This is a genomic window from Nocardia sp. bgisy134, from assembly GCF_965341865.1.
GTDB lineage: Bacteria > Actinomycetota > Actinomycetes > Mycobacteriales > Mycobacteriaceae > Nocardia.
The window spans coordinates 67,735-92,247 of record NZ_CBDQZP010000019.1 but is presented as its reverse complement, the minus strand read 5'-3'; the positions used below and the strand labels follow the sequence as shown (position 1 = coordinate 92,247).

Below are 24,513 nucleotides of genomic sequence, written 5' to 3'. Positions count from 1 at the left end.
TCAGGAGGGCTGTCGTGACACTCGAAAATGCCGCTCGCCATTCGCATCTGGTCTGCGATCCGGCGGAACTGCGCACTCTGTTCCTGTTCGAGAAACTCGACGACGACCAGCTGGCCTGGTTGTGCGCCGACGGGCGCATCGAGTACATCGAGCCGGGACTGGTGTTCCGCGAAGGCGATCCGGCCACCTGCTTCTACGTTCTGATGGACGGCGAGGTCCGGCTGACCAAGCTGTCCGGCGGCACCGAGATCGAGCTGAACCGCACCGATCACAAGGGCGCTTACGCGGGCGCGTGGAGCGCGTACCTGGGCGACAAGGCCGACGCGAACTACACCGGTTCGATGTACGTCACCCGCAAGTCCCGGTTCTACGTGCTGGACGCGGGCACCTTCGCGCGCATGATGCACGAGTGGTTCCCGATGGCGGTGCACCTGCTGGAGGGCGCGTTCTTCGGCAGCCGCAACACCACCCAGCGGGTAGCCGAGCGGGAGCGCCTGCTCGCGCTCGGTTCGCTGTCGGCGGGTCTGACGCACGAGCTGAACAATCCGGCCGCCGCGGCGGTGCGCGCCACCTCGGGCCTGCGCGAGCGGGTCGCGGGGATGCGGCACAAGCTGGCCATGATGGCAGACGGGAAGTTCCAGCCGGAAGTGCTCGTCACCCTGGTGCGACTGCAAGAGGAGGCGGCGGCCCAGGTCGCCAAGGCGCCCGAGCTGACCCCGATGGAGGCCGCCGACCGGGAGGACGTGCTCGGCGAGTGGCTCGAGGAGCACGAGATCGGCGACGCCTGGAACCTGGCGCCGAACTTCGTGCAGGCCGGATTCGACGTGGACTGGTTGGAGCGGGTGTGGGGCACCCTGGAGGGCTGCCCGAACAAGGTGTTCGAGGGCGCGATCCGCTGGCTCAACTACACCATCGAGACCGAGTTGCTGATGAACGAGATCGCGGATTCGACCGCCAGGATCTCCACGCTGGTCGGCGCCGCCAAGCAGTACTCGCAGATGGACCGCGCCCCGTTCCAGGTGGTCGACATCCATGAGCTGCTCGACAGCACCCTGGTCATGTTGAACAGGAAGCTCGGCGACGGCGTGCACCTGGTCAAGGAGTACGACCGCACTCTGCCGCCGCTGCCCTGCTACGCCGCCGAGCTCAATCAGGTGTGGACGAACCTGATCGACAACGCGGTGTACGCGATGCGCGGCGAAGGCACCCTCACCGTGCGGACCAGCAAGGAGAACGACTGCGCCGTCGTCGAGATCGGCGATACCGGCCCGGGCATCCCCGACGACGTCCGCCGCCGCGTCTTCGAGCCGTTCTTCACCACCAAGCCGGTCGGCGAAGGCACCGGACTCGGCCTCGACATCTCGTTCCGCATCGTCGTCAACAAGCACAACGGCGACATCCGCGTCGATTCCGAACCCGGCGACACCCGCTTCACGGTCCGCCTCCCATTGCACCGCCCGGAGCAAAATGAAGAAGGCGCACTGGAGACATCGACAGGAGTAACTCGATGACGGAAGCGATCGAAGGCATCAACCCAGCCGTCCCGCCCAGCGGCCCCGGCTGCCTCGAATGCGAAGGCGAGCAGGGCTGGTGGGTCCACCTCCGCCGTTGCGCCGAATGCGGCCACGTCGGCTGCTGCGACACCTCGCCCGCCCAGCACGCCACCAAGCACGCGAAGGACACCGGCCACCCGTTCATCCAGAGCTTCGAGCCCGGTGAGGACTGGTTCTGGGATTTCCGCAGCGAGGAGATGTACGGCGGCGGCCCCGAACTCGCACCTCCGCACAGTCATCCGGCCGATCAGGGCGTGCCGGGCCCGCGCGGGCGCGTGCCCGAGGATTGGCAGGCGCACACTCACTGACCGTCCGGTACGCTGCTGCCGACGCGCCGGAGCCTCCGGCGCTGTGTGGCATCGGGAAAGCACCAAATGAAGCGAATTTCCGTCATCGTCCTGGCCGTGGGCGCGGTGGCACTGGCGGCGACCGGCTGCGGCGGGTCGGACGAGTCCAGCGACGCGAGCGGTCTACGCAAGGGCACCACTGGCGCGAGCGTCAGCGCGACGCACGCGCCGACCACGACCGCTTCGGCGCCGACCACGGCCGGTAGCGCGGCGGCGGCCACCACGCAGGCCGATACGTCCGGTCTCGGCCCGGCCTCGCGCACCACGTGCGGTGAGTTCAAGGGGCTCGACAGCGACGCCGAGAAGCGGGTCATCGAGGAGATCCTCGCCGAGAATCCGGACAGCGAGTTCGCTGGCAGCCCGAATGTCGCGCTCGGCACCGCCAAGCTGGTGTGTCTGTCGCCGAGCAACGCCGACAAGCCGGTGGCCGTGGCGGCCCGGATCATCGCACCCGCGTGAACTAGGCCCATCTCCGTGGTCGCGACGGCCGTGCGGCAGCGCCGCGGACGGCCGTCGTCCGGCTGAACCGACGACTTCACCTGCGGACTCGTCCCACTCGCGCGCGGACGCGGGCAGAATGGCACAGTGGCTGAACTGGCGCTCACCGCTCGACTGAATCCGTCCGCCGCCGACGCGCGACGCGGGGTGGTCCGCCTGCATCCGGAGGCTTTGACGGCGCTCGGCCTGCGTGAATGGGACGGGGTCACGCTAGCCGGGTCGCGCCGTACCTCGGCGGTGATCGGCATCGCGCCCGGGGGCACACCGGCGGGCGTCGCGCTGCTGGACGACGTGACGCTGTCGAACGCGGGCCTGCGCGAGAACGCGACGGTGGTGGTCTCCCCGGCAACCGTGTTCGGCGCCAAGCAGATCTCGGTGAGCGGTTCGGTGCACGCCACCCGCAGCATTCCGGCCGCCACGCTGCGTCAGGCGCTGCTCGGCAAGGTCGTCACGGTGGGTGACGCGGTGTCGCTGCTGCCGCGCGATCTGGGGCCGGACATTCCGTCTTCGGCGGCCAGCCAGGCGCTGTCGCGCACCTTCGGCATCGCGTGGACCACCGAACTGCTGACCGTCACGGCCACCGATCCGGTGCGCGGACCGGTGAGCGTGCAGCCCAACACGGCCGTCGTCTGGGGTGCGGGCGCGGTAGCGGCGCTGGACGCCGCCGACCGCGCGGCGGCGGGTTACCCGGCCCCGGTGCACGGAGCGACCGAAGCGGCCGCGTTGGCGGCCGTCACGAGCACCAATGGCGCGACATTGGTGCGCGGTGCGCCGCCGCGGGTGCCCGTCGAGGAACTCGTCGGCGTGCACACGCAGGCCGCGAAGCTCACCGAATGGCTCAGCCTCGCGCTCGACGAACCCGAGCTGCTCAGAACCCTCGGCGCCACACCGCATCTCGGGGTCCTGATCACCGGGCCCGCCGGCGTCGGCAAGGCCACCCTGGCCCGGTCGGTGACCGCCCCGCGGCGCATCGTCGAATTGGACGGGCCCTCGGTCGGCGCGGCGGAGGGCGGCGCTCGGTTGCGCGAGGTGGCTGCCGCGGTGGCCGACGTGGGCTCCGGTCGGGGCGGCATCCTGCTCATCGCCGATATCGACGCGCTGCTGCCCGCCGACCCCGAGCCGGTGGCGACGCTGATTCTGGACCAGTTGCGCGCGGCGATGGCCGAGACCGCCGTGGCTTTCCTTGCGACGACGGCGCATCCGGCCGGTGTGGACGCGAGGCTGCGCGGGCCGGATCTGTGCGACCGGGAGCTCGCGCTTCCGCTGCCCACCGCGGCGATACGCAAGGCGCTGCTGGAGCAAAGACTGCGCAAGGTACCGACCGGCGATGTGAAACTCGACGAGATCGCCGCACGCACACCGGGTTTCGTGGTGTCCGATCTCGCGGCGCTGTGCCGGGAGGCGGCCCTGCGCGCGGCATCGCGGGTCAGCAAGGAACAGGCCGACGCGCGCCTGACCCAGGAAGACCTGGTCGGCGCTCTGGAGGTGATCCGTCCGCTGTCCCGTTCCGGCATGGAGGAATTGGCCATCGGCAGTCTCGGCTTGGACGATGTCGGCGACATGGTCGAGACCAAGCAGGCGCTCACCGAGGCCGTGCTCTGGCCGCTGCGCCATCCGGATTCCTTCGCCAGGCTCGGCATCGAACCGCCGCGCGGCGTGTTGCTCTACGGCCCGCCCGGCTGCGGCAAGACGTTCCTGGTGCGCGCCTTGGCAGGCTCGGGCCAGCTCAGCGTGCACGTGGTCAAGGGCGCGGAACTGTTGGACAAGTGGGTCGGCGCTTCCGAGCGCGCGGTCCGCGAATTGTTCCAGCGGGCAAGGGATTCCGCACCGTCGCTGATCTTCCTCGACGAGGTGGACGCGCTCGCGCCGCGGCGCGGGCAGAGCACCGATTCCGGTGTCGGCGACCGGGTGGTCGCCGCGCTGCTCACCGAACTCGACGGGGTGGAGCCGCTGCGCGACGTGGTGGTGCTCGGCGCGACGAACCGGCCCGAGCTGATCGATCCCGCGCTACTGCGGCCCGGACGGCTGGAGCGGCTGGTGTTCGTCCCGCCGCCGGACAGCGCGGCGCGGCTGGAGATCCTGCGGACCGCGGGCCGTTCGGTACCGCTGGCCGCCGACGTCGACCTCACCGCGCTGGCCGCCGACCTGGACGGCTACTCGGCCGCCGACTGCGCCGCGCTGCTGCGCGAGGCCGCGCTGGCGGCGATGCGCCGCGACGTGGACGCCGCCGACGTCACCGCTGCGGATCTCGCCGCCGCCCGCGCGGTGGTGCGTCCTTCGCTGGACCCGGAGCAGGTCGAAGCCCTCCGCCGCTACGCGGAAAACCGCAGCTGACCGACGTTCGACATGCAGAAGGCTATCCGTCGGCAATCACCGGTTCGACGCCGCGGCGCGGGTATGTTGCCCAAGTGCGGCGATGGATCGGCGACGGAGTCGACGTGGTCACGGCCTTCCTCGGGGCCGCGGTCGCGGGAATCGCGCTGTTCCTGCCGATCACCTTCAGCTGGACCGCGCAGAGCACCCCGTACCGGATCGCCAGCCTGATCAACAGCGCCCCGCGCGGCGCGACGATCGGCATGGTCGTCGCGGTCACCGTCGCGGTGCTGATCGCCACCTTCGCCAAGCCGCTCACCGGATGGATCGTGGCGTTCGGCGCCGCGCTCGGCCTCTTCGTCAACCACTTCGCCGGCCGCAATGTCTCCTCCGCCGACCTGCTCACCACGCAGAACTACATCGACTCGGTGTGCGGCGGAATCCTGTTGGGCGCATTGGGCATCGCCGCGCTGCGCAAGCCCGCCCCGGCGATCGGCTACGTGCTCGGCACGGCGACCTTCTTCGTCTTCGGCGACCTCGCCGACTTCCTCGACCTGCCCGCTCAGGACCCGTGGTCGGTGCTCGAGACACCGCCGCGCTGGATGATCGGCATCTCGGTGGTGCTGCTGTTCCTCGCCATCGCCCGCCATCGCACCCGGACCGGACGGCAGCGCGATTCGACCGTGCCCATCGATCTGCCGATCGCGCCGATCCTCGCGGCGACCGTGCTCGGCCTGATCGTCCTCGCGGCCACCGAATGGCTGGCGGGCCAGTACAACAACGTCTCCGCCCCGAGCGACAACCGGCTGGAGATCGCGATCGCCGTCGTGGCCACCATCATCGCCGCGCTGATCGCGGCCATGCTGCTGCCCGGCCGCGACGGCATCGGCGTGCTGCTCGCGGTGAGTCTGGTCGCGACCGCCGACGCGCTCGGTTACGCGCCGCGGCCGTGGTGGAGCGTGATCGCGGTGCTCGCGCTCACCGCGCTCGGCCTGTTCGCCGGTCTCCGCGCGCCGTCGCCGTTCTTGGCGCTGCTGGCGCTGCTGGGCGTCACCGTGTTCGCGTTCCTCGACGCGCACGGCGACGACGCCGTGTACTACTCCGTCGCGACGGTGCTGCTCGCGTTGACCGCCGGGTACAGCTGCGGCGCTGCCCAGCCCCGCTACGGCCCCAGCGCCGTGCTCGCCCTCGGCGCGCTCTACCTGCCGAGCATCATCACCGCCATGCCGGTGAAGAACGAGACATGGCCGCCGCGGGACAACATGGCCGACGCCGCAACCCCGGGCCGGGTGGCGCTGATGATCGTGCTCGGCTGCGCGGCCGCCCTGCTCCTGGTGTACCGGCTGCGGCCGCGCAGCTACCGCAAACCCGCGCCCCCTGAGTCGCGGGACAAGGTAGCGGACATATAGCCGACGTGCGCCGACATGGCTGACGCCATAGTGAGCTGCCCCGCGAAAAGCCCTGGCTCCACGTAGGCTGAACCCGCACCACCGCCCGCAACGACCTGACGGAGTGCAGTTTGCTCGTAATCCTGCTCGCGCATGCGCTTGCCGCACTGGCCGCGCCGCTGTGCGTACGGGTGTTGGGCCGCAACGCGTTCGCGGTGCTCGCGCTGCCGCCGCTGGCCGGTTTCGGCTGGGTGATCGCGAATTGGGATAGCACGCAGCAGGTTCGGCTCACCTGGGCGCCCGGCATCGCGATGAACATCGATCTTCGCTTCGATTCGCTCGCGGCCGTCATGGCAGCACTGGTGCTCGGCATCGGCACGCTGATCCTGCTCTACTGCATCCGCTATTTCGAGGACGACGAGCCCAGACTCGGTGTGTTCGCAGCCCAGTTCGTCGGCTTCGCTGGAGCCATGTTCGGTCTGGTCACCAGCGACAACATGCTGCTGCTCTACGTCTTCTGGGAGACGACGACGGTGCTGTCGTTCCTCCTGGTCGGCCACCACGCCGAGCGCGCGACCAGCAGGCGCGCCGCCTTGCAGGCGCTGCTGGTCACCGGGGCGGGCGGGCTGGCCATGCTGGTCGGCATCGTCATCCTGGGGCAGACCAGCGGCACCTACCTGCTGTCGGACCTGCTGGCCATGGAGAGCCCGCCGGACGGCGTCGCGGTATCGGTGGCCGTCGCCCTGCTGCTCGTCGGCGCGCTCAGCAAGTCCGCGATCGTGCCGCTGCACTTCTGGCTTCCGGGCGCGATGGCCGCGCCGACCCCGGTGAGCGCCTATCTGCACGCCGCGGCCATGGTGAAGGCGGGCGTGTACCTGGTGGCGCGGCTCGCGCCGGTTTTCGCGAACAGCCCGCCGTGGCATCCGATGGTGCTCGTCCTCGGCGCGGTGACCATGCTGCTCGCGGGTATTCGCGCGTTGCGCGTGACCGATCTGAAGCTGCTGCTCGCCTTCGGCACCGTGAGCCAGCTGGGTTTCCTGATCGTGCTGCTCGGGCTCGGCACACCGGACGCGGCGCTGGCCGGGACGACGCTGATCGTGGCGCACGCGCTGTTCAAGGCGTGCCTGTTCATGGTGGTCGGGATCGTGGATCACGGTGCGGGAACCCGGGATCTGCGCGAGTTGTCCGGGCTGGGACGGCAGGCTCCTGTGCTGTGCGGCGTGGCCGCGCTCGCGGCGCTGAGCATGGCGGGCATTCCGGTGCTGCTCGGCTTCGTCGGCAAGGAGAGCGCGCTCGCCGCAATCCTGGACGCCGACACCGTTGCCGCGCCCGTACGCACGGCGCTGTGCGCGGCGATCGTGCTCGGTTCCATGCTGACCGTCGGTTACAGCGCCCGCTTCGTCTGGGGCGCGTTCGGCGACAGGCCGCTCGACGAGGAGCCGTCGTGGCACGCGCCGGGATGGCTGTTTCTCGCGCCGCCCGCCACGCTGGCCGTGGCGAGCCTGGCGGCGGGCGTCAGTGCGCGGTGGCTGGACGAGGTTCTGCGCGGGTACCCGGAAACGCTTCCGGGAGAACTCGTTTCGCACCTGGCGCTGTGGCACGGGTTCACCCTGCCGCTGGCTTTGTCGGTCCTGATCATCGCCGCGGGTTCCGCGCTTTTCCTGGTGCGCAACCGATTCGGCGAGACCGCACACCCGCGCCTCGGCAATGCCGACCGCGCCTACGACGCCACGCTGCGCGCGATGGACCGGCTCTCACTGCGGATGACCGGATCGGTGCAGCGCGGTTCGCTGCCACTGACTCAGGCCACCATCCTCGGCACCACGATCATCCTGCCCTCGACCCTGCTCGCGCTGGGCAGCAGGACGGGAATCGAACTGCGCCTGTGGGATTCGCCGCTGCAACTGGCCATCGCCGGCATCATGGCGGCCATGGCGTTCGCGGCCACCGTGCTGCGCAACCGGCTCGCCAGCGTGCTCGTGGTCGGCGTCACCGGCTACGGCTGCGGCGTCGTCTTCGCGCTGCACGGCGCACCGGATCTCGCCCTCACCCAGTTCCTCGTGGAGACGCTGACGCTGGTGGTCTTCGTGCTGGTGCTGCGCGCCTTCCCCGCCGAGATCGAGCCGAGCAGGACCGCCGCGTTCAAGGCCCGCCGCGCCATGCTCGCCACGGCGGTGGGCGCGGCCGTGGCGGTGCTCGCCGCCTTCGCCACGGCCGCGCGCGGCGCGGAACCGATCTGGCGCCGCATCCCGGAGGCCGCCTACCGGTTCGGCGGCGGCAAGAACGCGGTCAACGTCCTGCTCGTCGACATCAGGGCGTGGGACACGCTCGGCGAGATCTCGGTGCTCATCGTCGCCGCCACCGGCGTCGCCTCGATGGTGTTCCGCACCAGGCGTTTCGGCGCCGCGCCGCGCGCCGCCGACGCGCCGAACTACAACCCCGACCTGGTCAGCTGGTTGCCCGCGGGACGGCTGGTGGATCGCCGGGAACGCTCGATGGTCCTGCAGATCACCACCCGCCTGCTCTTTCCGACGATCATGGTGCTCTCGATCTACTTCTTCTTCGCGGGCCACAACGCCCCCGGCGGCGGTTTCGCGGGCGGGCTCACCGCGGGCCTCGCGCTGACCCTGCGCTACCTCGCGGGCGGCCGCTACGAACTCGGCGAGGCGCTGCCGTTGGAGGCGGGCCACGTGCTCGGCGCCGGGCTCACGCTGGCGGCGGGTACCGCGGCCACCTCGCTGCTGCTCGGCGCGCCGCCGCTGTCCTCGGCGATCATCGAAGTGACGCTGCCGCTGTTCGGACACGTCAAGCTGGTCACGTCGCTGTTCTTCGACCTCGGCGTCTACCTGATCGTGGTCGGCCTGGTCCTCGACGTGCTGCGCAGCCTCGGCGCCCGCCTGGACAGCGAACTCGGCGACACCACCGAGCAGGCCCCGGCCCCGCGAGGCGGCAACGGATGAGTGCGAACCTGACCCTGCTCGTCCTCATCGGCGTCCTGACCGCCTGCGGCGTGTACCTGATCCTGGAGCGCGCCATCTCCAAGATGCTGCTCGGCATGATCTTGTTCGGCAACGCGGTGAACCTGCTGATCCTCACCGTCGGCGGCCCGGACGGCGAGCCACCCATCGGCGGCGAGGACGGCGCGCACGAGGGCATGGCCGACCCGCTCGCCCAGGCGATGGTGCTCACCGCGATCGTCATCACGATGGGCCTCGCGGCGTTCGTGCTGTCCCTCGCCTACCGGTCCTACATGCTCACCACCACCGACGACGTGCAGAACGATCCGGGCGACGCGGAGGTGGCCGCCCAGCGCGACCGAGAGGATCCGGAGGATTGACCCTCTCCCCGCATCTGTTACCCGCGCTGGCGCCGCTGCCGGTGCTCGTCCCGCTGCTCGGCGCGGCGGCCACGCTGGTGTTCGGACGCCGGCCGCGCATCCAGCGCACCGTCACCCTGGGGGCGCTCGCCGCGGTCGTGGTCATCACCGGCCTGCTGCTGTACCTGGCCGATCGAGACGGCACCACCGCCGTGCAGGTGGGCGGATGGGAAACCCCCATCGGCATCACGCTGGTGGTGGACCGGCTCTCCGCCGCCATGCTGCTCGTCTCGGCCATCGTGCTGCTCGCCGTCTCGGTCTACGGCGCAGGCCAGAACATCCGCGACGGCGACCAGCGCCAGCCGACCTCCATCTACCGCCCCACGTATCTCGTTCTGACAGCGGGTGTTTCGGCGGCCTTCCTGGCCGGCGACCTGTTCAACCTGTTCGTCGGCTTCGAGATGCTGCTCGCCGCGTCGTTCGTGCTGCTGACCGTCGGCGCGACCACCGAACGCATCCGCGCGGGCGTGGGGTACGTGATGGTGTCGATGCTCTCGTCGCTGATCTTCCTGACCGGCATCGGCCTGGTCTACGCGACCACGGGGACGCTGAACCTAGCGCAGCTCGCTGTCCGACTCGGCGCGGCCCCCGACGGCGTGCGCACGGCGATCTACGCGGTGCTGCTGGTAGCCTTCGGCATCAAGGCGGCGGTGTTCCCGCTCTCGAACTGGCTGCCCGATTCCTACCCGTCCGCGCCCGCGCCGGTGACCGCCGTCTTCGCCGGCTTGCTGACGAAAGTCGGTGTGTACTCGATCATCCGGACGCACACACTGCTGTTCCCCGACGGCGGTTTCGACACCGTCCTGCTGATCTGCGGCCTGCTCACCATGGTGGTCGGCATCCTCGGCGCGATCGCGCAGCACGACATCCGACGGCTGCTCTCGTTCACCCTGGTCAGCCACATCGGGTACATGATCTTCGGTGTCGGGCTCGCCACGACGGCGGGACTGGCGGGCGCGGTTTTCTATGTGGCGCACCACATTCTGGTGCAGACCACCCTTTTCCTCGTCGTCGGCCTGATCGAGCGACAAGCCGGATCCACCTCGCTGCGCAGGCTCGGCGGACTGGCCGCGGCGAGTCCGGTGCTCGGCGTGCTGTTTCTGGTGCCCGCGCTGAATCTCGGTGGCATACCGCCCTTTTCGGGGTTCATCGGGAAGGTCGCGCTGCTCCAGGCCGGCGCGTCCGACGGCAGCGGACTGGCCTGGGTACTGGTCGGGGGCGCGGTGGTCACCAGCCTGCTGACGCTCTACGCGATCGCGCGGGTCTGGGTCAAAGTGTTCTGGCGGCCGCGCACCGAAGCGCCGGAAGGACACCTCGCGGCGGCGAAACCGCCCACCCTGATCGAGGATTCGACCGACGTGCTCTACGACGAACGCACCGATCCCGGCCGTATCCCGCCGCTCATGCTGCTGTCGACCATGGCGCTGGCCGCGGTCGGCCTCGGCCTCACCGTGCTGGCGGGACCGATCCTCGGCATCGCCGACCGCGCCGCGGCCGACCTGCACGATCCCGCGGTGTACGTCGGCGCGGTGCTCGGCGAACCGGAGGCGTACCGATGAGGATTTCGTGGGGTATGCCGGAGGTGCGGGCATGAGCGACGACGATATCCGCGAACCGTTCGACGAGACCGTCTCGCGAGGGATCGGCAAAGACAGCGTGGTCCGCGTCGGAGTGCTGCTCTGGCTGGCCGCGGTCTACATGGCGCTGTGGGGCGATCTGAGCATCGGCAATCTGGTGGGCGGTCTCGTGGTGGGTGCGCTGATCATGGTGGCGCTGCCGCTGCCCCGGATTCCGGTGAGCGGTCGGCTCAACCTGTTCGCCATGGCGGAGGCCGCGGTGGTGAGCGCCTACTACGCGCTCGAATCCAGCCTGCAGATCGCGTGGTTCGCGATCCGGCCCGCACCGCCACCGGTCTCCGGGGTGCTGCGAGTCGGCCTGAGCACGAAGTCGGATCTGGTGCTGGTGCTCACCACCGATCTGCTGAACCTGATCCCCGGCACGATGGTGCTGGAGATCGACCGGAACCGCTGCCTGGTCTACGTGCACGTGCTCGACGTCGGCAGCGACGCGGCGGTGGCGCGGTTCTACCACCAGACCCGTCGCCTGGAGCGACTGCTGATCTCAGCCTTCGAGCGGCCCGTCCCGAAATCCGACCGGAGGTGAACGCATGACTGTCGTCGCTGTGCTCGCGGGCGTCCTGCTCGCGGCCGCCGCCGTCATCACCAGCTACCGCATCCTGGCCGGGCCGAGCACGCTCGACCGGGTCGTCGGTATCGACTCGCTGATGGCCATCGCGGCGTCGGGGCTCGCCGTGTGGGCCGCCTACAGCGGCGACACCACGGTGCTGCCCGCCATCGTCGCGCTGGCGCTGGTCGGCTTCCTCGGCTCGGCCGCCGTCTCCCGCTTCCGCGTCAGGGACGACCGATGACGGCCTGGCAGTGGCTCACGGCCGCGCTGATCCTGAGCGGCGCCGTGCTGGCCTGCACCGCCGCGATCGCCATCGTCCGCTTCCCCGACACCCTCACCCGCATGCACGCCGCGACCAAACCGCAGGTGGTCGGGCTGCTCCTGGTGCTCGCGGGCGCCGCCATCGAACTGCGCGGCAAGGGCAATGTGTGGCTGCTCGCGCTGGTAGGCCTGTTCACACTCCTCACCGCCCCGGTGATCGCGCACCTCATCGGCCGCACCGCCTACCGCGAACAGCGGCACCGCGACGGACTCCTGCGCGTCAACGAACTCGGCGACGAACTCGACTGAGAGGGCACCGGCCGCGCACGCCGAAGGTGTTCTCGACGGTCCACGGGCCGGTCCGCTCCTCGCGGAGGATGGATTCGGCAGGTCGGCCGCACCGTTGAAGGCTGCGGCGATGAACCCTCGCCGCTCACGCCGGTGTTGGTCAGGCGAAGACGTCGTTGAAGGCGTCGGCGGTGAGGACGCGGAGGGCCCAGGTCCGTACCAGCGCCGGGTCCGTGGCACGGATAGTGTCGATGATCTCGGCGGGTAGCGACCCGAACTTCACGGTCAACAGATCGATCAAGGTTTCGACGCGCCCTTCCGCGCGCCCTTCGACGCGCCCTTCGACGCGGCCTTCGGCGTGTCCTTCAGCGCGGAGCCGTTCGGCGGTGGTCATGATGGCCTCCTTGGCTCGGGGACCGAGTCGATCGATGAGCGGTTCCGGCAGTCAGCGGGCGGGTTCGGTACTTACGGCGGATGGATTCGGCAGGTCGGCGGCGACGAACAGTCTCCGCTCGCTCCGGTGTTGGTCAGGCGAGGATGTCTTCGAGGGTGTCGGCGGTGAGGATGCGGCTGGTCCAGGCTCGCACCTGGGTGGCGTCCGCGGCGTGGACGGTCTCTATGACTTCGGCGGGTAGCGACCCGAACTTCACGGTCAACAGATCGATCAAGGTTTCGACGCGCCCTTCCGCGCGTCCTTCCGCGCGTCCTTCGACGTGTCCTTCGGCGCGGAGCCGTTCGGCGGTGGTCATGATGGCCTCCTTGGCTCGGGGACCGAGTCGATCGATGAGTGGTCCGAGGTCGTCTACGTGGGTGTCGCCGACGATGTAAATGTACGTGGCGACGCATCGAAGTTCATCCGTGCCGTGGGGGCCGTCGAGGATTGCACGCAGATCCTCGGTCAATGCCAGCAGGTCGACGCCCAGGCGGGTATTGCCGGGTGCGATCTTGTGCAGGGCCAGCATCACGCGGGTCGCGGGAGTGAGGTCGCGGGCGCGCAGTGCGGGCAGGTCCAGGGCGGCGATGTCGTCGAGCAAGAACCGGAAGCGCGGCAGGTAGGGGCCCAGCGCCTGCTGGGTTGTCGGATCGAGATCGATGAGCTCGGTCAGTTCGGTGGGCGCGTTCCATGGGCGGCCGGTGTGGTTGCTGTGGACCACCAGTGGGACCACTGCTGGCAGGGTGCGGGCGTCGGGGTGTTGTCGCAGGTAGTGGTTCCAGATGTTGACCAAGTAGTCCAGCATGCGCAGTGGCATGAACGCGTCGCTGCGGCTCTGATGCTCGATCAGCAGGTAGATGTAGGCGTCGTGCCCGTTCAGGCGGGTTCGGAACAGTAGATCGCTGTAGCGCGAGCGCAGTTGTTTGGACACGAAGCTGCCCGATTGCAGTTCGAGTTCGTCCCAATCGACCCGAGCGGCAACCGCTTCGGGTAGGACTGTGCGCAGCTCGGAAGCGGCATCGGCAGGTCGGCCGAGGACGTGCCGGAAATACGCATCATGCGGGTTCGACGGGGAAACGGCCACGCCGGAAGCTAACCCGCCACCACGGCGACTCGCGCCAGAACGGTCACAGACCTATTGCGCTATCAGCGAATTCGGACACCCAGTGATCGCCTGGTTCCGCGAGGCTCGACTCTCGCACGAAACATCAGCGCTCGACCCGCTCGATCTCCAGCACCACGACAACCTGCTCCCGCTGCCCCGCGAACCAGGTGGCGTGGAACGCCGCAGCCATGCCGGCGAGCAGCGCCAGCACGATGGTCCCCGCGGGCACCGCGTACTCCGCCATCGGCACCGCCAGGTAGCGGTAGGAGACCAGCAGCACGGCCAGCACCGCCGCTCCGCCCGCGACGAGGCGGATGCGGAACCAACCCCAGCCGCGCTCCGGCTCGCGCAGCGCGGATTCCACAGTCATGCACAACACCGCGCCCGCGACGAGGTCGACGCCGTAGTGGTAGCCGAAGCCGAGAGTGGCGGCCAGCGTCGCGAGCAGCCAGAACGTGCCGCCCCAGCGCAGCCAGCGTGGCGCGCGGGAACCGTCGACGTCGCGGCGGGTGTGCAGGAAGACCGACAGCGCCCACGCGGTGTGCATGGACGGCATGCAGTTGCGCGGAGTCGCGGCGTCGAAGGGCAGCGGGGCGGGATTGCGGTCGATCGGCGGGATCACGCCCGGCCAGTAGTTGCCGACCTGGAGCCCGTTGCCGTCCACCCCGAAGGCGAACATCGGCCCGACCACTGGGAAGAGCACGTAGACGATCGGTCCGACCAGCCCGAGCACCAGGAAGGTGCGAACCAGGTAGTGGCTCGGCCACCGCCCCGAATCGACCACCCGCCGCAACTGCCACACCGCGACCACGATCGCGGCCACCGGCAGCTCGATGTAGACCCAGTGCAGCACGGCGTAGACCACCGGGCCGAGCGTGTCGACGACCCGGCCCATCACCCAGGACGGATCGCCGAGCGCGTGGTCGGCCAGCATCACGTACTCGTCCAGCACCTCCGGGCTGCTCATCACGGTGATGTGCAGCCACACGTCGCCGACCTTGGTGGCCAGGATCAGCAACGCGCCGAGTGCGGCGGCGTGCAGTGCGTTGCGCCGCTCCGTGCCGTTCCAGCGCAGCCAGGCGATCAGGGCCAACGCGGTGAGCACGATCACCGGACCGTTGCCGACCGTCGGCGCGTCACCGGAAAGCAGACGCCCGCCCGCGCACACCAGGTCGATGCCCACCGCCGCACCGAGCGCGACGAGCCTGCGCTGCATGGAGATACCGACCAGCGCCAGGATCAACCCGGCCCACGGCACCGACATCGATTTCGGCGTGCCCACGTAATCACGCCACACGCTCTCCAGTGGACCCTCGAAACCCTGCTGAAAGGCCACGATCTGGAGCACGATCAGCAGCGTGGGCACCGCTGCGACGGCCGCTGCCACCCAGGCCCGGGACGGCGGTATCTTCAACCGCCGCACCGCACTTCCTACGCTGGAACCCGGGTCTTCGACAAGCACGTCGACCATAGTAAACGGGGGATGAACGCCGTCCCCCTGACCAGCTGAACGACAAGCGACCGCTCGCCGCAGCGAAACGCTACTTGTCGAGCTCCTTGACCAGCGCGTCCACCACCGCGATCAGGTCGCCCTGGGTCGCCGCGGCCACCTTGCGCTGGCGCTGATAGGACGCACCACGCTGGGGTATTTCGGCGACATAAGACAATTCGTCGGAGCAGCCGAGCCGTTTGGCCGTCGGTTCCAGCCGGTTCAGCACATCCATCAGGTCGTCGGTGACGAGCCGCTCGGTGTTGTCGGAGTCTGTGATGACGATCGCATCCAGGCCGTAACGCGCGGCCCGCCACTTGTTCTCCTGAACATGCCAGGGCGGCAGCGATCCGAGATGCTCGCCTTCCTCGACCCGGCGGTCCAAATCCACGATCAGGCAGTGGATGAACGCGGCGAGCGCGGCCAATTCGGCCCTGGTGGAGATGCCGTCGCAGATACGCACCTCGATGGTGCCCCATTTGGGCGCGGGCCTGATGTCCCAGTGCATGCCGCCCAGCTGCTCGATGACGCCCGTCTGCATCTGGTCGTGCACGAAATGCTCGAACTGCATCCAGTTCTCGAACTGGAACGGCAGCCCCGCGGTGGGCAGCTGCTGGAACATCAGCGTGCGGTTGCTCGCGTATCCGGTGTCGGAACCGGCCCACATCGGCGAGGAAGCCGAGAGCGCGAGCAGATGCGGGTAGGTGAGCAGCAGCGAGTTCAGGATCGGAAAGACCTTCTCCCGGTGCGAGACTCCCACGTGTACGTGCACGCCCCAGATCATCATCTGGCGGCCCCACCACTGGGTGCGCTCGATCAGCTCGTCGTAGTGCGGCGAGCGGGTCAGCTGCTGCGCCGACCACTGGGCGAAGGGATGGGTGCCCGCGCAGAACAGATCGACGCCGAGCGGGTCGGCGGCGCGGCGCACCGTGTCCATCGTGCCGCTCAGATCGTCCACCGCGGCGCCGACGGTGTCGTGCACGCCGGTGACGATCTCCACGGTGTTGCGCAACAGCTCCTTGGTGACCTGCGGAGTGCCGTCCCAGGCGCGCAGGTCACCGACGGAGTCGAAGACCGCCGCCGCGGTATTGGAGAGGTCGCGCGTCACCTTGTCGACAAGCGCGACCTCCCATTCGATGCCGATGGTCGGCCGGGGCGAACCTGGAAATGGAACTTTCTCGATTGCCCCGCCCATATCGACACCTTGTCTACTGGACTACACCGCAGGCAACGCGGCCGCCCGCGTCGCCGGTCGCCAGTGTGTTGTCGTCCGGGCCTGCCACGCCGTCGGCACGGACGTAACGGTTGGGAATGTTGCCGAAGTTGTCGGCATCGGCGTGGATGATCAACGCGCGGTTCTTCAGATCGTCGAGGGTCACGGTGTCGGTCGTGGTGACCAGCTTGCCCTGGCCGTCCGAGCGGACCTGCAGCGAAGTCAGGTCGCCGCTGGCCGGGTGGGCGTTGGCGCTGCCTACCTGGAGGTGGCCGCCCGCCGAGAGGAAGTCACCGGCCGCGCCACCCGTGGGCGCCACCGAGTTGGCCTCGCACTTGCCGACCTGGTGGAAGTGCAGACCGTGGAAACCCGGCTTCAGGCCGTGCCCCTCGACGGTGATCACGAGGTGGTTGCCGTCCTTGGCGATGTTCGCGGTGGCGACCGAGCCGCCGGAGGCGTCCTTCAGCTCGACCTTGGTGCCGGGCTGGGTGGCCGGGCTGCCGTGCTCGGTCCCGGTCCCCTGGCCCTCTGCCGGGGCGGAGGAACCGGTCCAGACCGGCGGAGTCGTTCCCTTGACGTCACTCGACTCTTGACTGTTCGAGCAGGCAGCGAGGCCGAAGACCGCGACCGCAAGCACCGGGGTCACAGTCCGCCAGGACGGGCGACGAGTTGTGGACGGGGCCATCGGGGAACTCCTTTACGAGTACCGAGTTTACGAGTAAAGCTGGGTGGACACTGTCGTTACCGGACAAGATGATGCCACGACCGCCGTGTCGCGCCACGAAGGGGCCGCGCGCGTCGCACTCTTGTTTCAGTTACCCGTCAAAATGACGATGACACCCGCAGACCCGTCTCCGACTCCCGCCGACTTGGGCTCCGCGGTCGCGCCGAGATCCGCGGCGATCACCATCGCCGCCTCCCGCTCGCCAGCCGTATTCCCGTAGTACACAGTCGTTTTCGCGATGTTGCCACCCGCGTAGTTACCCGACGAGACGTTGGTCCAGCCCTTCGCCGACAAGTCGTTGGCGGTACGGGCGGCCAGACCGGCGACCAGGCTGTTGTTCAGAACGCGCACCGGCACGGCCCGATCGACCGTCCCCGCGGGCGCGCCCGCGGTCGTCGTCGGGGCGGCCGACGTGGTCGACGCCACGGTCGTCGTCGGGGCGCCCGTGGCCGACGCCACCGTGGTCGGCGCGGCCGTCGTCGCGGGCGCGGCCGAGGTGACCTGCTGGGCCGCGGTGGCCGACGACGACTCCTCGCCGTTCGTGGCGTCGGAATCGGAACTCGACAACGACATCGCGCCGAGACCTGCGAAAACGATGGCCAGCGCGATCAACACCATCGCCAGCGCGCGCAACGGCGGCCCGCCGGAGGTGGGATTGGTTTGACTCACGCTGTCGACCCTAGTCGCTCATCGGGCGCCGCTGCCTGCATCACGACCCGAAGACGTGTCATACCTGGAAACCGAGACGCCGTGCGGCTCTGGCCTTCTGCCTGCTCGCGCGAAGCCTGCGCAGCCGCTTCACCAGCATCGGATCGACGGCCAGCGCTTCCTGCCGGTCGACCACGGCGTTGAGCACCTGGTAGTACCGGGTCGGTGACATACCGAACAGTTCACGGATGGCCTCTTCCTTGGCGCCCGCGTACTTCCACCACTGCCGCTCGAAGGCCAGGATCTCGTGTTCGCGGCGGCTGAGGCCGCTGCCGTCGCCCTGCTCGGCCGAGGCCGCAGCGCCCGCCGTCGTCTCTTCGCTCGCGGAAGGGCTGTCCTGGATCCGAGCCGCTGCGCCGTCCATCTCGCTCCCTCGCCGAGTTACCACCAGACGAAAAATGGTGCTTGTACGTCGCGGATCATTCAACCACGCGCCAACAGGGATGCTCTCCCTTCGTCCCGGCGTGTTGACGACCCCCAGGTAGGCCTACCTCCGGCCGTGCGCAGGTAGGCGTACCTCCGCCTTCGCTCCGGCCATGCGCACGGCTATCGACGGACTGCGTCCGGCAGCGCAAGTTGGCGTACCTCCGCCTTCGCTCCGGCCATGCGCAGCGCAATCCACGGGCTCCGTCCGGCAGCGCAAGGTGGCGTACCTCCTGCCTTCGCCCATGCAGGGCTATCGACGGACTCCGCGTTCGGCCGCGCAGGTAGGCTTCTTTCCCATGGCAATCCTCCCCATCGTGATCGTCGGTGACCCCGTGCTGCACAACCCGACCGAGCCGGTCACCAAATCACCGGAGGACTTGGCCCCGCTGATCTCGGACATGTACGAGACCCTGGACGCCGCCAACGGCGTCGGGCTCGCCGCCAACCAGGTCGGGGTGCCGCTACGCCTGTTCGTCTACGACTGCCCCGACGTCGGCGCCGACGGCACGGCCGTCCGGCGCCGCGGGGCGGTGATCAACCCCGTGCTGGAGACCTCCGAGATTCCGGAGACCATGCCGAACCCCGACGACGACGAAGAGGGCTGCCTGTCGGTGCCCGGCGAACAGTTCCCGACCGGCCGGGCCGACTGGGCGCGGGTCACCGGCACCGACGAGCACGGCGAGCCGGTGTCGATCGAGGGCAACGGCTTCTTCGCCCGCATGCTGCAGCACGAGGTGGGCCACCTCGACGGCTTCCTCTACGTGGACGTGCTGATCGGCCGCAACGCCCGCGCCGCGAAGAAGGCGATCAAGCGAAGTGGTTGGGGCACACCGGGTCTCAGCTGGGTACCGGGTACCGTTCCCGACCCCTTCGGGCATGACGACTGAGCCCGCCCCGGCGCAGATTCCGCTCGGCCGCCGGGTGGTGATGCGCTACGAACTGCCCGCCGGATATCCCCAACCGCTGACCGACGTGATCGGCGAACTGGTTTCGCTGGATCCGCCGACGGTGCGCGGCGCCGACGGTCGAGTGATCTCGGTGTCGCCCGACCGAGTGGTCGCGCTGAAAGCCATCGGGCCGAGGCCGATTCGGACCAGGGAGATCAGGGCGCTGGAGGCGGCCGCGGCGGACGCGTGGCCGGGAATCGAGACCGCCTGGCTCGACGGCTGGCTGCTGCGCGCCGGGCACGGCTACACCAATCGCGCCAATGCCGCTGTGCCGCTGGGAGAATCCGGACGACCCGCCGAACTCTCCAGCGACACCCTGCACCGCATCGGCGAGTGGTACACCGCGCACGGTCTGCCGCTGCAACTGCTGCTGCCCGATCGGCTCGCACCGGTGCCGCCCGGCTGGCGCACCTGGAACGAAACCCTCGTGCTCGGCATCGACATCACCAATTTCGTACTGCCGCAAGGCCCGCCGATGGTGCGGATCGCGCAGCGTCCCGACGAGGCGTGGCTCAGGCTCCATCGCTATCGCGGCGAAGACCCTGCGGCGCAGCATGTTCCGGAGCCGTCGACCGAGGTGCTGACCGCCGTGCACGAGGGCGAGCTCGGTTTCGCCTCGCTCGGACTGCCGAGCCCCATCGCCATAGGACGGGGCGCGTGCACCACCGCGCCGGACGGGCGCCGCTGGATCGGGCTCACCTGCGTCGCGGTGGCCGCCGAACATCGCAGGCACGGCCTGGCCACGCTCGTGTGCGCCGAACTGATCCGCTGGGGGCACGAGCGCGGGGCCACTCACGCCTACGTCCAGGTGTCGGCCGACAACGCGAGCGCGCTCGAGCTCTATCGCGGCCTCGGTTTCCTGGACCACCACGGCTATCGCTACGCCGCTCCGCACGGCGGAGAATAGACCCCGACCGCAGAAGGAAGGCATTTTCGTGCGTCTGGCGACCTGGAACGTCAATTCGATCCGCTCCCGTCTCGACCGGGTGGCGGCCTGGCTGGACCGCCAGGACATCGACGTGCTCGCCATGCAGGAAACCAAGTGCCGCGACGACCAGTTCCCGTTCGAACGCTTCGAGGAGCTCGGCTACGAGGTGGCCCATCTGGGCATCAACCAGTGGAACGGCGTCGCGATCGCGTCCAGGATCGGCCTGGAGGACGTCGAGCTCGGCTTTACCGACCAGCCCGGTTTCGACAAGGACGCGGGCGAATCCCTCATCAGCACACCGGTCGTCGAATCGCGCGCGCTCGGCGCGACCTGCGGTGGCGTGCGGGTCTGGAGCCTGTATGTGCCGAACGGCCGCGCCCTCACCGATCCGCATTACGCCTACAAACTCGAATGGCTGGAGACGCTGCGCGACAACGCCGCCGCCTGGCTGACCGAGGACCCGCAGGCCAAGATAGCGCTGGTCGGCGACTGGAACATCGCGCCGACCGACGACGACGTGTGGTCGCCCGCGTTCTTCGAGGGCAAGACGCACACCTCCCAGCCCGAGCGCGACGCGTTCACCGCCGTCGTGGACACCGGCTTCGCCGACGTCATGCGGCCCTTCGCCCCTGGTCCCGGCGTCTACACCTACTGGGACTACACCCAGCTGCGCTTCCCGCGCAAAGAAGGCATGCGCATCGATTTCATCCTCGCCTCCCCCGCCCTCGCCGCCGCCACCACGGACGCGAGCGTCGACCGCGAGGAACGAAAAGGCAAGGGCGCCAGCGATCATGCCCCGGTCATCGCCGAATTCGACATTCCCGTAGAGCGCCGCTGACGGCGGCGGCCGCACGCCGATCCGTGGATCGACGCGCGGCCGCCGAGTTGTTCAGCCCGTTGCGATCAGGGCAGCACCTGCGGCACCACGTCCGGCGCGACAGCGCCCACGATAGCGCCGATGACCGCACCGCCGATGGCGCCGGTGATCGCGCCGAGCGGCACCGAGAGGAGCGCGCCGACGCCGAAGGCGAGGATGCCGGGCAGGCCCGTGATGGCGCCGACCACCGCGCCGACGCCCGCACCCGCGGCGGCGCCGTTCTGGATCGGGTCGGAGTTCTGCGCCGCGGGGTTGGTGGCGATCGGCTCGGCGGCGGCCGCGAAACGCGACGCCCGACCCCCATGGCAAATGATCTCCCCCAGGCGAATCGAACGTCTACAAACGTGATTCGAACGCCACAAGTCGTACCGGACCGCCACCGCCGAGATCAAGTGTCGTGTCTGCCATCACATTTCGTGAGCGAGCGGGCAGGGTCCTGCCTCAGCCCGCCGACGCCTTGCCGCGCGCGGCGCGACCGTAGCGTGCGCGGGCCTGTTGCGGGGTGACCGTGACCGGGTGCTGCGGCACCCCGGCGGCGAGGTGTTCGCGGTAGAGGCGCGCGGTCATCGGGCCGAGGAAGCTGCCGAGCACGGCGAGCTTCGCCCGCTCGTTGCCGAGCACCTTGATCGCGGCGCGCATCGGCAGCCGGTAGGCCGCGTCGACGAGGGCGGGTTGATCGAAACCGCCGGTCGACCGCATCCAGCCGGGCAGCGTGGCGATCGCGGCCGGTGCGACCAGCCGGCTGCCCGCCCATAGCTTGAAGCCGCGGTCGCGCGGGGTGTGCAGCAGGTAGTGCATGCCGCGGTGCGCGCGTTCGGAAGTGCACAGCGTCGGCCGGACCGCGGCGAAGTACTCGCGGACCTCCGCGCGCGAGGAAGGCACGTCGGCGGGCTTGCAGGTCTGCAACTCCGCGGCGATCACGCATTCGGCCCAGTAGCGCCGCTCCTCCTCCGGAGTGAGCGGGCCAGGTCCGTAGACCTCGTAGCACTTGAGCACCGAATGCCAGCCGGTGACGTGGATCCACAACTGCGACGCGGGATTGTTTGCGCTGTAACGCTTTCCGGTGATCGGCTCGATGCCCGTCGCCTGCGCGTGCACCGCCATCAGGTGCTCGGACGCCTCGATGGCCATCCGGCTGTCGGCGACGGCCGCGATGAGGAAGTAGGCGAAGGTGTGGTCGAGCCTGCCGGTCGGATCCTTGTAGATGCCCTCGACATCGGCGACCGCCGCGGTCAGCGCCGGATCGAAGTGCTCGAGGACCACCGAGCGCTGGAAGCCGATGACCGCGGTCGGCGCGGTCCACACCTTCCAGGTCGGCGAATCGGGTCCGAAGAATCCGTAGTCGACCTCCCGGATGGTCCGGGCAGGCGCGCCGAATTGCGGACGCGTTGCGGTAGCGGTCATCGTCTGCTCCCTTGCATGCGATGTTCCGGGCTTGCCGGAGATTCCTTCATGACGGTGGTGATCGGGCCTACGGGTTCATGACGTAGCCGCCCGCGTGCGCGCGAGCCTCGGCGAGCACCTTGTCGAAACGGGCGGCATCGGTCGCCGGGCGGCGCACCAGATCCAGCGCCCTCGCCTGCTGCGCCTTGGTCGCGTTCGGCTTGCTGTGCAGAGCGAGCGCGTTCTTGGCGAACTCCCGCACGAAGACGTCGAAGAGCTGGTCGAGCACGGCGGCGTCGGTCCCCTCGATCGCGGCCTGTTCGAGAATCAGCTGCGCGTACGGGATCGCCGTGAACAGCTCACCGATCGCGAACAGGAAGTCCACGTCGCGCTGCTGCTCGGCGGTAGGCGCGGCGGCGGCGAGCAGCGTCTGGAAAGCGAGCGCCTGCTCCAGGAAAATCGCCACGTTCGGCACGTGCGCGTACTTCTCGAACACCGGGCGCCAGTCGGCGAACCGGATGCGGCCCAGACCAGCGCTCGGACCCTGCCGGAACAGGAATTCGTCGTCGGCGGCGTCGCGGCGGATCGGCACCTCGGGGTACCACGCGGCCGCCAGTTCCGCGCGCAGCTTGGGCACCGCCGCGCCCGCTCGCGGGGCGAGCCTGCGGCTCGACCAGCTCAGCGCCGAGGACACCGCCCGCACCGCGCCCTTGGGCGCGGCAGCTGCGCCGGGCAGAACGCGCAGTGCGGCAAGACCGGCATCGGACGGATGGAACATGTAGTTGGCCAGGAACTTCAGCGACAGTGCCATGTTCACGTGCACCGTGCCCTCCAGGCGCGGCAGCCCGAACAGGCCGAGCATGGCCATCGGGAAGTACATGTCGTTCTCGAAGCCGCGGGCGGCGATCACGTCGGCCAGATCCTCGATGATGCGCTGCCCCTGCCGTGTCACGGTCATCTTCTCGATCGCGTTGAACAGCAGGTAGCGCCGGTCTTCCTGGGACGCGGAGCGCAGGTAGTCGATGGCGCGCTCGCTGTAGAGCTTCATGCCGATCAGCCGCGCGTAGGAGTCGGTCAGCAGCGAGCGCACTTGCGGAAACTCGGTCACCCTGTGCCCGAACAGGATTCGGTTCTCCGCGTGCGTGATCGACTCGTAGAAGGCGTGTTCGCAGGCGCCGACGGCGCCGAAGCCGAGGTTGAACTTGCCCACGTTGACGGTGTTCATCGCGGCGTGGAAGGCAGCCTCGCCCCGGTGCAGGATGTCCTCCTCGGCCACCGGATAGTTCTCCAGATCGAAAGCGGCCACGTACATCTGACTGTCGACCACATTGCGGCGCAGCTTGTAGTTCTTGTGCTTGCTGTCCGCGACGAAGAAGAGATACCCCTCGTAATCCTCCTGCGCCGGTTTGGCATTCAGCGCCTGCGCGCTGTCGATGATCGGCTTGTCCGAGCGACGGCCGAACACCGAGACCATGCCAGCCAGGTTTCCGTTGCCGATGTAGTGCTTACCGCCGTTCGCGGTGAAACCGCCGCCACGCTTGGGCTTCAGCACCATGTCGGTGGAGTACACGTCGGCGCCGTGCTCCTTCTCCGACAGGCCGAACGCGAAGATGCTGCCGGAGTCGAGCAGCGCCGCGGCGCGCTGCTTGGCGGCCTTGTTGTCGCTCTGCCAGATCGGGCCGAGCCCCAGGATGGTTACCTGCCAGACGTACCAGTAGGACATGCCGTAGAAGCCGAGGATCTTGCTCATCATCGCGATCCGGCCGGTATCCCAGCGCTTGTTCGGATCGCCGTTGGCCTCGGCCGCCGGGGTGAGGAAGGTCGCGAAGACCCGCTCGCGCTTGACGAAGTCGAGGAAGTCGGAATACCAGACGCGGTCGCGGTCGTCCCGCTTCAGCGCCGCCTTGCCGCGCGCCTCGAACCACTCGACGGTCGCGCGCAGCAGTCGCCGAGTCTCGGCATCGAACTCGGCGAACTCGCAGGTCTTCGGGTTGAACAGGGTTTCGGTCATCGGTGGCTCCTCGGCCGTGCGGACGGCGCCCGGCATCCGACCGGGCCACTTCATTCAC

The 24,513-nt window shown here is 69.1% G+C and carries 24 protein-coding genes; 14 read left to right on the top strand and 10 right to left on the bottom strand.

Annotated elements, in window-relative coordinates; genetic code table 11:
- The first annotated feature begins 14 nt into the window (after positions 1-14).
- The 11 genes from ACRWNM_RS28665 (at position 15) to mnhG (ending at position 12,232) form a co-directional block, all read left to right on the top strand.
- Positions 15-1,511: an ATP-binding protein gene (locus tag ACRWNM_RS28665; protein WP_431971223.1), complete on the top strand. Its 1,497-nt coding sequence runs from the start codon at positions 15-17 to the stop codon at positions 1,509-1,511.
- Positions 1,508-1,861: a UBP-type zinc finger domain-containing protein gene (locus ACRWNM_RS28660; RefSeq protein WP_431971222.1), complete on the top strand. Its 354-nt coding sequence runs from the start codon at positions 1,508-1,510 to the stop codon at positions 1,859-1,861. The genes ACRWNM_RS28665 and ACRWNM_RS28660 overlap by 4 nt, the downstream gene beginning before the upstream one ends.
- A gap of 66 nt (positions 1,862-1,927) precedes the next feature.
- Positions 1,928-2,359: a hypothetical protein gene (locus ACRWNM_RS28655; protein ID WP_431971221.1), complete on the top strand. Its 432-nt coding sequence runs from the start codon at positions 1,928-1,930 to the stop codon at positions 2,357-2,359.
- 126 nt (positions 2,360-2,485) lie between these two features.
- Positions 2,486-4,732, top strand: coding sequence for an AAA family ATPase (locus ACRWNM_RS28650; RefSeq protein ID WP_431971220.1), 2,247 nt, complete (start codon positions 2,486-2,488; stop codon positions 4,730-4,732).
- 74 nt (positions 4,733-4,806) lie between these two features.
- Positions 4,807-6,120 carry a hypothetical protein gene (locus ACRWNM_RS28645; protein WP_431971219.1) on the top strand — a complete coding sequence of 438 codons (1,314 nt, stop codon included), beginning with the start codon at positions 4,807-4,809 and terminating at the stop codon, positions 6,118-6,120.
- 110 nt (positions 6,121-6,230) lie between these two features.
- On the top strand, positions 6,231-9,059 hold the full coding sequence (locus tag ACRWNM_RS28640; RefSeq protein WP_431971218.1) for a Na+/H+ antiporter subunit A: 2,829 nt from the start codon (positions 6,231-6,233) through the stop codon (positions 9,057-9,059).
- Complete coding sequence (locus ACRWNM_RS28635; RefSeq protein WP_431971217.1) at positions 9,056-9,436, top strand: Na(+)/H(+) antiporter subunit C; 381 nt, start codon at positions 9,056-9,058, stop codon at positions 9,434-9,436. The genes ACRWNM_RS28640 and ACRWNM_RS28635 overlap by 4 nt, the downstream gene beginning before the upstream one ends.
- Positions 9,433-11,034 (top strand): Na+/H+ antiporter subunit D, encoded by a 1,602-nt coding sequence (locus tag ACRWNM_RS28630; RefSeq protein ID WP_431971216.1) that lies wholly within the window; start codon positions 9,433-9,435, stop codon positions 11,032-11,034. Before ACRWNM_RS28635 ends, ACRWNM_RS28630 begins: the two co-directional genes overlap by 4 nt.
- Before the next feature lie 31 nt (positions 11,035-11,065).
- Entirely contained in the window at positions 11,066-11,638 is a 573-nt protein-coding gene (locus ACRWNM_RS28625) for a Na+/H+ antiporter subunit E (protein WP_431971215.1), read from the top strand.
- 4 nt (positions 11,639-11,642) lie between these two features.
- Complete coding sequence (locus ACRWNM_RS28620) at positions 11,643-11,903, top strand: monovalent cation/H+ antiporter complex subunit F (protein WP_431971214.1); 261 nt, start codon at positions 11,643-11,645, stop codon at positions 11,901-11,903.
- Entirely contained in the window at positions 11,900-12,232 is a 333-nt protein-coding gene (mnhG, locus tag ACRWNM_RS28615; protein WP_431971213.1) for a monovalent cation/H(+) antiporter subunit G, read from the top strand. The genes ACRWNM_RS28620 and mnhG overlap by 4 nt, the downstream gene beginning before the upstream one ends.
- A 139-nt stretch (positions 12,233-12,371) precedes the next feature.
- On the opposite strand, the gene ACRWNM_RS28610 is transcribed toward mnhG, so the two are convergent.
- From ACRWNM_RS28610 to ACRWNM_RS28580, 7 genes are all read right to left on the bottom strand, one after another.
- The gene (locus ACRWNM_RS28610; RefSeq protein ID WP_431971212.1) at positions 12,372-12,605 is read right to left on the bottom strand and encodes a hypothetical protein; all 234 of its coding nucleotides are present in this window, start codon (positions 12,603-12,605) and stop codon (positions 12,372-12,374) included.
- 133 nt (positions 12,606-12,738) lie between these two features.
- On the bottom strand, positions 12,739-13,728 hold the full coding sequence (locus ACRWNM_RS28605) for an Rpn family recombination-promoting nuclease/putative transposase (RefSeq protein WP_431971211.1): 990 nt from the start codon (positions 13,726-13,728) through the stop codon (positions 12,739-12,741).
- A 124-nt stretch (positions 13,729-13,852) separates the two neighbouring features.
- Positions 13,853-15,220, bottom strand: coding sequence for a DUF5933 domain-containing protein (locus ACRWNM_RS28600; RefSeq protein WP_431971210.1), 1,368 nt, complete (start codon positions 15,218-15,220; stop codon positions 13,853-13,855).
- A gap of 70 nt (positions 15,221-15,290) precedes the next feature.
- Positions 15,291-16,433, bottom strand: coding sequence for a glutamate--cysteine ligase (locus tag ACRWNM_RS28595; protein WP_431971209.1), 1,143 nt, complete (start codon positions 16,431-16,433; stop codon positions 15,291-15,293).
- Between the two features lie 13 nt (positions 16,434-16,446).
- The gene (gene sodC / locus ACRWNM_RS28590; protein ID WP_431971208.1) at positions 16,447-17,136 is read right to left on the bottom strand and encodes a superoxide dismutase[Cu-Zn]; all 690 of its coding nucleotides are present in this window, start codon (positions 17,134-17,136) and stop codon (positions 16,447-16,449) included.
- A gap of 126 nt (positions 17,137-17,262) precedes the next feature.
- Positions 17,263-17,844: a LytR C-terminal domain-containing protein gene (locus ACRWNM_RS28585; RefSeq protein WP_431971207.1), complete on the bottom strand. Its 582-nt coding sequence runs from the start codon at positions 17,842-17,844 to the stop codon at positions 17,263-17,265.
- A gap of 58 nt (positions 17,845-17,902) precedes the next feature.
- Positions 17,903-18,247, bottom strand: a complete 345-nt coding sequence (locus ACRWNM_RS28580) for a DUF3263 domain-containing protein (protein WP_431971206.1) — start codon at positions 18,245-18,247, stop codon at positions 17,903-17,905.
- Positions 18,248-18,605: 358 nt separating this feature from the next.
- Between ACRWNM_RS28580 and ACRWNM_RS28575 the strand changes: the two genes are divergently transcribed.
- From ACRWNM_RS28575 to ACRWNM_RS28565, 3 genes are read left to right on the top strand one after another with little or no spacing between them, the layout of a single operon-like run.
- A complete protein-coding gene (locus tag ACRWNM_RS28575) occupies positions 18,606-19,196 on the top strand; it encodes a peptide deformylase (protein ID WP_431971205.1) in 591 nt (196 codons plus the stop codon).
- Entirely contained in the window at positions 19,186-20,163 is a 978-nt protein-coding gene (locus ACRWNM_RS28570) for an N-acetylglutamate synthase, CG3035 family (protein ID WP_431971204.1), read from the top strand. Before ACRWNM_RS28575 ends, ACRWNM_RS28570 begins: the two co-directional genes overlap by 11 nt.
- Positions 20,164-20,191: 28 nt before the next feature.
- Complete coding sequence (locus ACRWNM_RS28565) at positions 20,192-21,022, top strand: exodeoxyribonuclease III (RefSeq protein ID WP_431971203.1); 831 nt, start codon at positions 20,192-20,194, stop codon at positions 21,020-21,022.
- Between the two features lie 65 nt (positions 21,023-21,087).
- Here ACRWNM_RS28565 and ACRWNM_RS28560 read toward each other — a convergent pair whose 3' ends face one another.
- The 3 genes from ACRWNM_RS28560 to ACRWNM_RS28550 all read right to left on the bottom strand — a co-directional run bounded on the left by ACRWNM_RS28560 (position 21,088) and on the right by ACRWNM_RS28550 (position 24,455).
- A complete protein-coding gene (locus tag ACRWNM_RS28560) occupies positions 21,088-21,453 on the bottom strand; it encodes a hypothetical protein (RefSeq protein ID WP_431971202.1) in 366 nt (121 codons plus the stop codon).
- Between the two features lie 49 nt (positions 21,454-21,502).
- Positions 21,503-22,465 (bottom strand): oxygenase MpaB family protein, encoded by a 963-nt coding sequence (locus ACRWNM_RS28555; protein WP_431971201.1) that lies wholly within the window; start codon positions 22,463-22,465, stop codon positions 21,503-21,505.
- A 67-nt stretch (positions 22,466-22,532) separates the two neighbouring features.
- Positions 22,533-24,455: an acyl-CoA dehydrogenase family protein gene (locus ACRWNM_RS28550; RefSeq protein WP_431971200.1), complete on the bottom strand. Its 1,923-nt coding sequence runs from the start codon at positions 24,453-24,455 to the stop codon at positions 22,533-22,535.
- Positions 24,456-24,513 lie beyond the last annotated feature (58 nt).